The sequence below is a fragment of the Amycolatopsis sp. NPDC058278 genome (assembly GCF_042881395.1).
Lineage (GTDB): Bacteria > Actinomycetota > Actinomycetes > Mycobacteriales > Pseudonocardiaceae > Amycolatopsis.
Map to the genome: position 1 here is coordinate 1 of NZ_JBHVXZ010000205.1, position 11,069 is coordinate 11,069.

9 protein-coding genes and 1 pseudogene are annotated in these 11,069 nt (G+C 70.8%); 9 read left to right on the top strand and 1 reads right to left on the bottom strand.

What is annotated here, in order from left to right:
• Positions 1 to 49: 49 nt before the first annotated feature.
• Positions 50 to 1,510 (bottom strand): cellulose binding domain-containing protein, encoded by a 1,461-nt coding sequence (locus ACFVYA_RS47915; RefSeq protein ID WP_387055064.1) that lies wholly within the window; start codon positions 1,508 to 1,510, stop codon positions 50 to 52.
• Between the two features lie 86 nt (positions 1,511 to 1,596).
• Here ACFVYA_RS47915 and ACFVYA_RS47920 point away from each other — a divergent pair, with 86 nt between their 5' ends.
• The 9 genes and pseudogenes from ACFVYA_RS47920 to ACFVYA_RS47960 all read left to right on the top strand — a co-directional run.
• Positions 1,597 to 1,851 carry a hypothetical protein gene (locus tag ACFVYA_RS47920; RefSeq protein ID WP_387055066.1) on the top strand — a complete coding sequence of 85 codons (255 nt, stop codon included), beginning with the start codon at positions 1,597 to 1,599 and terminating at the stop codon, positions 1,849 to 1,851.
• 415 nt (positions 1,852 to 2,266) lie between these two features.
• Positions 2,267 to 3,472, top strand: a complete 1,206-nt coding sequence (locus ACFVYA_RS47925) for an IS110 family transposase (RefSeq protein WP_387055077.1) — start codon at positions 2,267 to 2,269, stop codon at positions 3,470 to 3,472.
• A gap of 658 nt (positions 3,473 to 4,130) precedes the next feature.
• A complete protein-coding gene (locus tag ACFVYA_RS47930) occupies positions 4,131 to 4,832 on the top strand; it encodes a D-alanyl-D-alanine carboxypeptidase family protein (protein ID WP_387055068.1) in 702 nt (233 codons plus the stop codon).
• The gene (locus ACFVYA_RS47935; protein ID WP_387055070.1) at positions 4,829 to 5,800 is read left to right on the top strand and encodes an endonuclease/exonuclease/phosphatase family protein; all 972 of its coding nucleotides are present in this window, start codon (positions 4,829 to 4,831) and stop codon (positions 5,798 to 5,800) included. The genes ACFVYA_RS47930 and ACFVYA_RS47935 overlap by 4 nt, the downstream gene beginning before the upstream one ends.
• 290 nt (positions 5,801 to 6,090) lie before the next feature.
• Positions 6,091 to 7,134, top strand: a complete 1,044-nt coding sequence (locus ACFVYA_RS47940; RefSeq protein WP_285991459.1) for a LacI family DNA-binding transcriptional regulator — start codon at positions 6,091 to 6,093, stop codon at positions 7,132 to 7,134.
• A 112-nt stretch (positions 7,135 to 7,246) separates the two neighbouring features.
• On the top strand, positions 7,247 to 8,230 hold the full coding sequence (locus tag ACFVYA_RS47945; protein WP_387055073.1) for an ABC transporter substrate-binding protein: 984 nt from the start codon (positions 7,247 to 7,249) through the stop codon (positions 8,228 to 8,230).
• A 50-nt stretch (positions 8,231 to 8,280) separates the two neighbouring features.
• Positions 8,281 to 9,783 (top strand): sugar ABC transporter ATP-binding protein, encoded by a 1,503-nt coding sequence (locus ACFVYA_RS47950; RefSeq protein WP_387055079.1) that lies wholly within the window; start codon positions 8,281 to 8,283, stop codon positions 9,781 to 9,783.
• The gene (locus tag ACFVYA_RS47955; protein WP_387055075.1) at positions 9,780 to 10,835 is read left to right on the top strand and encodes an ABC transporter permease; all 1,056 of its coding nucleotides are present in this window, start codon (positions 9,780 to 9,782) and stop codon (positions 10,833 to 10,835) included. The genes ACFVYA_RS47950 and ACFVYA_RS47955 overlap by 4 nt, the downstream gene beginning before the upstream one ends.
• Positions 10,832 to 11,069 (top strand): annotated as a pseudogene (locus ACFVYA_RS47960) (sugar ABC transporter permease YjfF); the annotation flags it as partial. The gene ACFVYA_RS47955 and the pseudogene ACFVYA_RS47960, both read left to right, overlap by 4 nt.

An 11,069-nucleotide genomic window follows, 5' to 3' on the forward strand; every position in this document is an offset into this window, starting at 1 on the left:
GACGGCGGGTACGTCGACGCGATCGTGCCGTGAGGCCGCGGGGCTGTTCTCACGGCGTGACGGAGATGTTCGTCAGTCCCGAACGGGCGTTCGTGACCGTGTTCGACGCGTACACGACGTTCGGGTCGGCCGCGCACTGGGACACCGAACTGATCTTGACCGCGTAGGCGCCCACCCCGCCGAGGTCGGACTTGTTGCCGCGCCACACGTTGCCGCAGCCGTTGTCGAACGACGGGCTGGTGCTCGGGTTGTGGTTCTCGTAGCCGTTGGCGAACGTGCCGGGCGGGGCGAACGTGCCCGTGTTGCCTTCGATCGTGTAGCTGATGCCCTTGACGTCGATCCAGGAGTCCGCCGAATTCCGGCCGGAAATCCCGCGGCCGTCGAAGGTGTTGCCCCGGATCAGGCCGTCGAACGTGCCTTCCTTGACGTCGATCGGTTCGGCGGCGACGAACGGGCCGATGTGGTTGTCCAGCACCTGGATCCGGTCGCCGCGGTCGACGCCGCCGGAGTTGCCGTGGCAGCCCCGGTTCGAGCCGGCCGAGCCGAGGTAGACGCCTTCGCCGTAGCCGGGCTGCACCAGGCCGGTGTAGGTGATGGTGGAGTTCTTCAGCACGCTGTCGGCCGATGAGCGGCGGAAGTGCACGGCCTCTTCGTCGATGTGGTGGACGGTGACGCCGTCGATGGTGGTGTGCGGCGAGTCGTCCGCGACGATGCCCTTCTTCGAGTCCTGCACGGTGAACCCGCGCAGCGTCCAGTACGGCGCGCTCGCGAGCCAGAGGCCGTAGCCGGAGCCCCAGCCGGCGGTCGGTGCCGGGCAGTCGGGGGCGTCGCCGGACGGGCCGTCGTTGATCAGGACGGCGTTCGCCGGGCCGGAGAGGGTGATCGGCTTGTCCGCGGTGCCGGCTTTGGTGGTGACGAACGAGCCGCGGTAGGTCCCCGCCGCGAGCCGGATCGCCTGTCCGGGAGCGGCGTTGGCCAGGGCGGCCTGCAGCTGCGCGGCCGTCGAGACGTCGACGACGTCACCGGCGGGCGGGGGAGTGGGGGTGGCCGGGGTCGTCGTGGCCGGTGTGGTGGCCGGGGTCGTGGTCGCCTGGCTGCCGCCGTCGCACGGGAGGCCGTTGACGGTGCAGCCGGTGGGGAGGCCGGTGCCGGCGACGGTGAAGCCGAAGTTCTCGGTGCCGCCGGGCGCGATCGTGGCGTTGAAGCCGGCGTTGGTGAACCGGTAGTGCTGCCCGGCCTGCGTGCGGACGCTGCTCCACGAGCTGCTGACGGCCGAGCCGGCGGGCAGGTCGAACTCGACGGTCCAGCCGGTGGCGGTGGTGCCGCCGCGGTTGGTGACGGTGTAGCCACCGCCGTAGCCACTGGTCCAGACCGATGTCTGCGCGAAGGCGGCGGAGAGATTCGCCCCGGCCGCGCGGGCGGGCGCCGGTCCACCGAGCCCGGCGGTGACCGCGACGGCGGCGGAAATGCTGACGGCGCCGAGGAAAACGGCGGAGCTTCGTGGGGACACCGATGGCCTCCGAAGAAGTGTTCGACGGGGAATTCTCCGGTGAACTCCTTGGCGCGCAGGGGAAAGCTCGGCGGAAGGAGAGCACGATGAACACCCGGATCGCTTCTTGGGCGACGGCCGCTGCGCTCACGGTTTCCGCGGTGGTCGCCGCGGCCGCACCGGCCTCGGCGGACATGGTGCCGGGCAGCGCGACCCAGTTCTACGCGTACTGCTCGGTGGACCTGCTCGGAGTCCCGGTCGCCTGCACGCAGACGGACCAGGTGCATTCGTCGCACATTTGCCAGTACCTCGCGACCCCGCTCGGCCTGGGTCTCGACTGCATCCAGCGCTCCGCGGCGTGACCGGACGGCTGCCGGGGCACCGGCCGGCGTCGGCTGAAGGGGGCTTTCCTCGCGGGTGGTGAGGGTGAAGCTCCCTCCGGCGCGGTGGACGCCGGGTTGGTTGGGGACTCGGCCTGTTGTGACTTCGCCCCGCCTGTTCCGCCCCGCCCCGCACCTGCCGGTCCCGCCCGGCGCCGCCCCTGTCCCCCGTTACCTTTTTCGTGGCTCCCGACCAGGGAGTTGTGGTCACCAGGCCCGGCATGACTCAAGCCCCCAGTCGCACGCATGATCCGGGGGGTGGTGTCACCGGACCTGGTGGCATCGACCGACCGCTGATAGGGACACGGCCACCAACAGGTAGGTCTCGTCGTAACGTGGGTGCCGGCGCTCGATGCCCAACCAGGTGACCACTCGCGACGACCGAACGGCATGGTGGATGAGCAGCACTTTCGGTGTGTTCCTCGGCCTGGATGTCGGCAAGGAAGCCCATCACGCGGTCGGCCTCGACCCGACGGGCAAGCGTCTGCATAACGGGCCGCTGCCCAACAGCGAACCGAAGCTGAAGGCCTTGTTCGCCAAGCTCGCCCAGCACGGACCGCTGCTGGTCGTGGTGGACCAGCCGGCCACGATCGGGGCGTTGCCGGTCACGGTCGCCCGCGCGGTCGGCCATCAGGTGGCCTACCTGCCCGGGCTGGCGATGCGCCGCATCGCCGACCTCTACCCCGGCCGGGCGAAAACCGACGCCCGGGACGCGTTCATCATCGCCGACGCGGCCCGCTCGCTGCCGCACACACTGCGCCCGGTCGACGTCGGCGACGAAGCCCTGGCCGAGCTGGACGTGCTGGTCGGGTTCGATGACGACCTGGCCGGCGAGGCCACCCGCATCGCCAACCGGATCCGCGGTCTGCTCACCGGCATCCACCCCGCCCTCGAGCGGGCGGTCGGACCGCGGATCAGCCATCCCGCGGTGCTGGAGATCCTCTCCCGTTGCGGCGGGCCGACCGGGATCGCCAAGGCCGGCCGCCGCAAACTCACCGCGATCGCGAAAGTCCACGCCCCCCGCATGGGCGACAAACTCGTCGACGCGATCATGGTCGCCCTGAACGAGCAGACGGTCACCGTTCCGGGCACCGCTGCCGCGGACACCGTGCTCCCGCGACTGGCGGACAGCCTGAAAACGGTTCTCCAGCAACGCAAAGCCGTCGCTGAGCAGGTTGAGGGGATACTCGATGCGCACCCTCTTGCCGGGGTCCTGACTTCGATGCCCGGCATCGGCGTCAGGACCGCCGCAAGGATCTTGCTCGAGGTCGGTGACGCCTCGAATTTCGCCAGCTCCGGGCATCTGGCCGCCTACGCAGGCATCGCTCCGGTCACCCGCAGCTCTGGCACCAGCATCAAGGGCGAGCATCCGGCCCGGACCGGCAACCGGAAGCTGAAACGGGCGTTCTTCCTGGCCGCGTTCGCGGCACTGCACGATCCGACCAGCAGGACCTATTACGACCGCAAACGAGCCGAGGGCAAGAAGCACAACGCCGCCCTGATCTGCCTGGCCCGCCGCCGCTGCGACGTTCTCTACGCGATGCTGCGCAACGGCACCCACTACCGCCACCCCGAACCAGCTCCCGTTCCCGCTGCGGCTTGACAACCACATAGGGACACCCCCCCCTGCTCCGCGGCCCAGCCCCCCGCCCGGTCCGCCCCACCTGACCGGGACCAGTCCGCCTTGCGTGCGCCGTGGCCCCGGCGGCTCCCTGCCCGCCTCTGCTCCACCTCGGTCGAGTCTGGCCCGCCCTGCGCGCCCCGCGCCGGCCCGCCGCTCCCGGCCCCGCGCCACCCGGCCGGCCTTGCGGCCGCCGTGCGGGCAGCTCCCGCCCCGGCGAGCCCGGCTCCGGCCCCCTGCGTGCGCCGTGGCCCGGGGCAGCTCCCACCTCGCCCCGGAAGCCGGGCATCTCCTCCGATACAAGATCGGGACATTTCTGGTTCACACCTGTCGAACATCTCCGACAAAGCGGCGATCTTCCCCGGACACAGTGACCGATGTGCGCTTCACCGGGCGCACCCGGCACCCGGAGGAGACCGATGGCCCGCACCCGCATCCCACCCGTGGCCCTGAGCATCGCCGCCGCTGTGGCCGTGGGGCTCGCCGCTGCCTGGTGGGTTGTCTTCCCGCCCGAAACCGCCGGGCGGGCGCTGGCCGCCCGGCCCGATGTCGACCTCTCGCTGCCTTGGCCCGCCGAAGGGCAGTCCAGCGCGAAGTGCAGAACCTGGGGTCGCTCGGCAGCCGCGGTGAGCAGGGGCCCGTGCCGATCGCCAGCGTCACCAAGGTCATGACCGCCTACGTCGTGCTCAAGGACCACCCCCTCGGCCCCGGCGAGGCCGGGCCGGAGATCACCGTCGACGAGCAGGCCGCCGCCGAGGCCACCTCCGCCGAGGAATCGAGCGCGCCGGTCCGGGCGGGGCGCCGCTTCAGCGAGCGCGACCTGCTCGCCCTGATGCTCGTGCCCTCCGGCAACAACGTCGCCCGCCTGCTCGCGCGGTGGGACGCCGGCAGCCAGGACGCCTTCGTCGCGAAGATGAACCGCGAGGCCGCCGCCCTCGGTATGACCAGCACCCGCTACACCGGCGCCAGCGGCGTCGAAGACTCGACCACGAGCACCGCCACCGACCAGCTCCGGCTGGCCCGCGAAGCGATGAAGAACCCGGTGATCCGCGCCATCGCCGCCACCCCGAGCCTGCGGATCGACGGCGTGCCGGGCGCGGTCGTCAACACGAACACCCTCCTCGGCCGCGACGGCGTCATCGGGCTCAAGACCGGCTCGTCGACCGCCGCCGGCGGGGCGCTGATGTGGGCCGCCCGCGCCCGCGACGGTGCCCTGATCCTCGGCGTCGTCCTCCACCAGAACCCGGGCGGGACCCCGGCGGCCGGGCTGCGGGCCGCGCTCGAGAACAGCGAGAAGCTCATCGCCGCAATCCAGCGGGAGCTGCCGGCGGCCACCCGATGACCGCGACGGCCGAGACGACCCCGCTGGCGCCCGTCCCCGCGCGCCGGCCCGGAACGTGGCGCCGCGGCCGGGTCATCGCCGCCTTCGCCGTCCTGACGGCGGTGCTGCTGCTCGCGCACCCGCTGGTGCCCAACTGGCCGGGCAACGCCGGCAGCCTGCTGGAGACGTTCCTGCCCTGGACCGGCCTGCTCGTCGTGCCGCTGCCGGCCGCGGCGCTGGTCCGGCGCTCGGCGCTCGCCCTCGTGGCCCTCCTGCTGCCGGCGCTGGTCTGGGCCGGGCTCTTCGGCGGCAGGCTCTTCGACAAGCGCGAACAGGGCGGGGACCTCACGATCGTCTCGCACAACGTGAACGACGAAAACCCGGACCCGGCGGGTACCGCGCACGCCCTGGCCGCCGCGGGCGCCCAGGTGATCGCGCTCGAGGAGCTGAAGAAGTCCGAGGTCCCGAAGTACGAGGACGCCCTCGCCGCGGGCTACCCGTACCACTCCGTCCAGGGCACCGTCGGGGTGTGGAGCACCTTCCCGCTGCGTGCCACCCGGCCGGTGGCGATCATGCCGTGGACCCGGGCGCTGCAGACCACTGTGGACACTCCGCGGGGCCCGGTGACGGTCTTCGTGGCGCACCTGCCTTCGGTGCGCGTGCGCCTCGACGCCGGGTTCACCGCGAACGGCCGCGACGCCGCGATGGGCCTGCTCGCCGACGCCCTCGCCGCGGAATCCGCGCCGCGGACCGTCCTCGTCGGCGATTTCAACGGCACCGCCGACGACCGCGCGCTCGCGCCGATCACCGGGCGGATGCACTCGGCTCAGGACGAGGCCGGCGACGGTTTCGGCTTCAGCTGGCCCGCGGGGCTGCCCCTGGCCCGGATCGACCAGATCTTCGTCGCCGGCGTGCGGCCGGTGGCGGCTTGGACGTTGTCCGCGACCGGCAGCGATCACCTGCCCGTCGCCGCCACCGTGGCGTTCTGACCCGTCGGCCCGGAGCCCTCGAATCGTCCGCCGGAGGGTTGTGGTAAACGCCCCGCAAGACCGGCGAACATGGGCTTGAACACCGGGCGGTGCTGACGGGCGGTGAATTTCAAACGACGCTCCGCGCAGGTCGCGCCGTCGAATTCGTCGTCGGAGCCGTGTGAAGGGCATGTGACTAGACCGTTACGCGACCCGGTCTTGACCCCGTGGGTGTTATCGCTAACACTAACTCCTCGTCGTCACCGGAACAGTGACGCAGACCATGTCGGAGCGGACGGAAGGGGACGCCGGTGGCCGAACGACCCCGCTCCGGCGGCCCCGTGAAGGCGACCAACGCCGGGACGCGGCAGCCGAGCCTGACCGACGTCGCGGGGGTGGCGGGCGTGTCCCACATGACCGTTTCCCGGGTGATCAACGGGACCGGCCCGGTGCGACCCGAAACCCGTGCCCGGGTGCTCGCGGCGATCGAGGAACTGGGCTACCGGCCCAACTCCGCGGCCCGCGCGCTGGTCACCGGGCGGACCGGCACGCTCGGCGTCGTGGCGCTCGAATCCAATCTGTACGGTCCGGCCAGCACGCTGTACGGCATCGAGAACGCCGCCCGGGAAGCCGGGTACGCGATCACCATCTCCAGTGTCAGCCGTCCTGGCCGGTCGTCGATCGCCGACGCGGTGGAGAACCTGCGCCGCCAGGCGGTCGAGGGCGTCATCGTGATCGCCCCGCACGTCAGTGCGGGCCGGGCGCTGGAAGCGGCGCCCGCGGATTTCCCGGTCGTCGCGGTCGGCGGCGGAGAGACGGCACCGGTGCCGGTCATCTCCGTCGACCAGCGCGACGGCGCCCGTCGCGCCACCGAACACCTCCTGGCGCTGGGCCACCGCACGGTGTGGCACATCGCCGGACCGGAAGACTGGCTGGAGGCCCGCGACCGCGAGCTCGGCTGGCGGGAAACCCTGGAACGCCACGGCGTCGGGGCCCCGCAGGTGATCCGCGGCGACTGGAGCTCCCGGTCGGGTTACGAGGCGGGGCGATCCCTCGCCAAGGAAAAGGATCTGGACGCCGTCTTCGCCGGCAACGACCAGATGGCACTGGGCCTGCTGCGCGCGTTCGCCGAAGCGGGCATCTCGGTGCCGCGGGACGTGCGCGTGGCGGGTTTCGACGACGTTCCCGAGGCGGCGTACTTCACGCCGCCGCTGACGACGGTGCGCCAGGACTTCATCGAAGTCGGACGGCGTACGTTCGGCCTGCTGGCCGGGCGGATGGACGGAGGCGACCGGCACGCGCGCGCCCTGGTCGTCCCCGAGTTGATCGTGCGCGAGAGCACCGGACCGCGCTAGCGCGGCGGCCGGCGGGGACCGGTGGTTCCCGAGGGATTGTTAGCGCTAACACGGAAGTTTTACCCCGATAGTCCCCACAAAGGTTTTCCCACTGATCATCGTCGATCGAGGAGTGAACGTGCTGAAGAAGCGATGGGCCGCCGCGGCGGCCGCGGCGGCCGGACTCGTGCTGCTCACCGCCTGCGGGAATGGCGGTTCGTCCGGCAACTCGTCCGGTGGCGCCGTCACGCTCGGGTTCGCCCAGGTGGGCGCCGAGAGCGGCTGGCGGACGGCGAACACGAAGTCGATCCAGGAATCGGCGAAGACCGCCGGGATCGAACTCAAGTTCTCCGACGCGCAGCAGAAGCAGGAGAACCAGATCTCCGCTATCCGCTCGTACATCCAGCAGAAGGTCAAGGTCATCGCCTTCTCGCCGGTCGTCGAGTCCGGCTGGGACACCGTCCTCAAGGAGGCCAAGACGGCCAACATCCCGGTCATCCTCACCGACCGGGCGATCGACTCGCCGGACAAGTCCCTCTACAAGACCTTCCTCGGCTCCGACTTCGTCGCCGAGGGCAAGAAGGCGGGGGAGTGGCTGACCAAGGAGTACGGCAGCGCCACCGGTGACGTGAACATCGTCGAGCTGCAGGGCACCACCGGCTCGGCGCCGGCGAACGACCGCAAGAAGGGCTTCGCGGAGGTCATCGCGGCGGACCCCAAGTACAAGATCGTCGCCTCGCAGACCGGTGAGTTCACCCGCGCCAAGGGCAAGGAGGTCATGGAGGCCTTCCTGAAGTCCCAGCCGAAGATCGACGTCCTCTACGCCCACAACGACGACATGGCCCTCGGCGCCATCGAGGCCATCGAAGCCGCGGGCAAGGTCCCGGGCAAGGACATCAAGATCGTCTCGGTGGACGCCGTGAAGGACGGCATGCAGGCGCTGGCCGACGGCAAGATCAACCACATCGTCGAGTGCAACCCGCTGCTCGGCCCGCAGCTGATGGACCTGGTGAAGAAGGTCGCCGCCGGCGAGCAGGTGCCCGCCCGCATCGAGACCAAGGAAACCGAGTTCGACCAGGCGGCGGCCAAGGCCGCGCTGCCGCAGCGCCAGTACTGATCCCGACCCGCGTCCACCCCGGAGCACACCAAATGCCTGAACCGCAACCCATGGTGCGGATGAGCGGTATCCGCAAGGAGTTCCCCGGCGTCCTCGCCCTCGACGGGGTCGACTTCCGGATGTACCCCGGCGAAGTCCACGCCCTGATGGGCGAGAACGGCGCCGGCAAGTCCACCCTCATCAAGGTGCTCACCGGGGTGTACGGGGTGGACGCGGGCTCGATCGAACTCAACGGCGACGACGTCGCCTTCACCGGGCCCGGCGAGGCCCAGCAGGCCGGCATCAGCACGGTCTACCAGGAGGTCAACCTCTGCCCGAACCTGTCCGTGGCGGAGAACGTCTGCCTCGGCCGGGAACCCCGCCGCTTCGGCCGCATCCAGTGGGGCCCGATGCGGCGGCGGGCCGAGGAACTCCTGGCCCGGCTGGACGTCCACGTGGACGTCTCGGCCGAGTTGTCCACCTGTTCCATCGCCGTACAGCAGCTGGTCGCGATCGCCCGCGCGCTCGACGTCGACGCGCGGGTGCTCGTCCTCGACGAGCCGACGTCCAGTTTGGACGCCGGCGAGGTCGAGCAGCTGCTCAAGGTCGTGCGGTCCCTGCGCGAAAGCGGTATGGCGATCCTGTTCGTGTCCCACTTCATCGACCAGGTCTTCGCCATCGCCGACCGGATGACCGTGCTGCGCAACGGAAAGCTGATCGGCGAGTACCGCACCGCGGACATCACGCCGGTCGAACTGGTCACCAGGATGATCGGCAAGGAACTCCAGGTCCTCGAGGACCTGGAGGACTCCGGCCCCAGCCGGGCCGAGGTCGCCGGCGCCCCGGTGCTGCTGGCCGCCGAAGGCCTCGGCCGCAAGGGCGGGGTCGCGCCCTTCGACTTCGCCATCCACGCCGGCGAGGTCGTCGGGCTGGCCGGCCTCCTCGGCTCCGGCCGCACCGAACTCGCCCGGCTGCTCTTCGGCGCCGACCACGCCGACAGCGGCTCGGTGAAGGTCGACGGCACCACGACCTCGCTGCGCACCCCGCGGGCCGGGCTCGACCACAAGATCGCCTTCCTCTCGGAGAACCGTAAGGCCGAAGGGCTGGTCGAAGAGCTCACCGTCCGGGAGAACATCGTCCTGGCGCTGCAGGCCTCCCGCGGCTGGGCGCGGCCGCTGTCCCGCCGCCGCCAGGACGAAATCGCCGAGAAGTACATCAAGACGCTCGACATCCGGCCCGCCAACCCCGAAGCGCTGGTGGGCAACCTTTCCGGCGGCAACCAGCAGAAGGTGCTGCTGGCCCGCTGGCTCATCACCGAACCGCGGCTGCTGATCCTCGACGAGCCCACGCGCGGCATCGACATCGGCGCGAAGACGGAGATCCAGCGGCTGGTCACCCAGCTCTCGGCCGACGGCATGGCCGTCGTGTTCATCTCCGCCGAACTCGAAGAGGTCCTGCGGCTGAGCCACCGGGTGGTGGTGCTGCGGGACCGCAAAGTCGTGGCGGAGCGGGAAAACCAGGCGCTCACCGCGGACGACATCATGGCCACCATGGCCGAGGGGGTGCAGGCATGACGGCCTTGAAAGGCTTGGCGAAACACCGGCTCTTCTGGCCCGTGGTGGCCCTGCTGGTGCTGCTGCTGGGCGACTTGATCGCGAGCCCGTCGTTCTTCAAGATCGAGCTGCGCGACGGGCACCTCTACGGGAACCTCGTCGACATCCTCAAGAACGGCGCCCCGCTGATCCTCATCGCGATCGGCATGACGCTGGTGATCGCCACCCGCGGCATCGACCTCTCGGTCGGCGCGGTCGTGGCGATCAGCGGTGCGCTCGCCTGCCTGTGGATCAGCGACAACCCGGACGGCGTCGGCACCACACTGATCGCGTTCGGCCTGGCGCTCGGCCTCTCGCTGGTACTCGGGGTGTGGAACGGCTGGCTCGTCGCGGCACTGGGCATCCAGCCGATCATCGCCACGCTGATCCTCATGGTCGCCGGCCGGGGCGTCGCGCAGCTGATCAGCGGCGGGCAGATCATCACCGTCAACTCGCACTCCTTCGAGTGGATCGGCAGCGGGTTCCTGTTCACCCTGCCCGGCGCCATCCTCATCGCGCTGGCGGTGTTCGTGCTGGCGTCGGTGCTCGTCCGCCGGTCCGCGCTCGGCCTGCTGGTCGAGGCCGTCGGCGGCAATCCCGAAGCCAGCCGCCTGGCCGGCCTGCGCTCGGCCCGACTGACCTGGCTCGTGTACGTCTTCTGTGCCCTGTGCGCGGGCATCGCCGGGCTGATGATCAGCGCGAACGTGCGCAGCGCCGACGCCAACCACGCCGGGCTCTTCATCGAGCTCGACGCGATCCTCGCGGTCGTCGTCGGCGGCACCCAGCTGACCGGCGGCCGGTTCTCCCTCGGCGGCTCGGTGATCGGCGCGCTGCTCATCCAGACGCTCACCACCACCATCTACGCCCTCGGCATCCCGCCCGGGTCGATCATGCTCGTCAAGTCCGTGGTCGTGCTGGCCGTGTGCCTCCTGCAGTCGCCGGCCTTCCGCCGGAAGCTCCGGCGCCGCCGGACGCACCGGCCGGGGAAGCCGGCCGTCACGCCCGCCCCGGAGAAGGTGGAGGTCACGGCATGACCACGCTCGCCCGCGTCAAGGGCTACCGGCCGCAACAGCGGCACCTGCCGATCCTCGCGACGCTCGCGCTGCTGATCGCCGCCTACATCTTCGGCGCGTCGAGCTACGAGGCGTTCGGCTCCGGGCAGGTCATCCTCGACCTGTTCATCAACAACGCCTTCCTGCTCGTGGTCGCCGTCGGCATGACGTTCGTGATCCTCACCGGCGGCATCGACCTGTCCGTCGGCTCGGTGG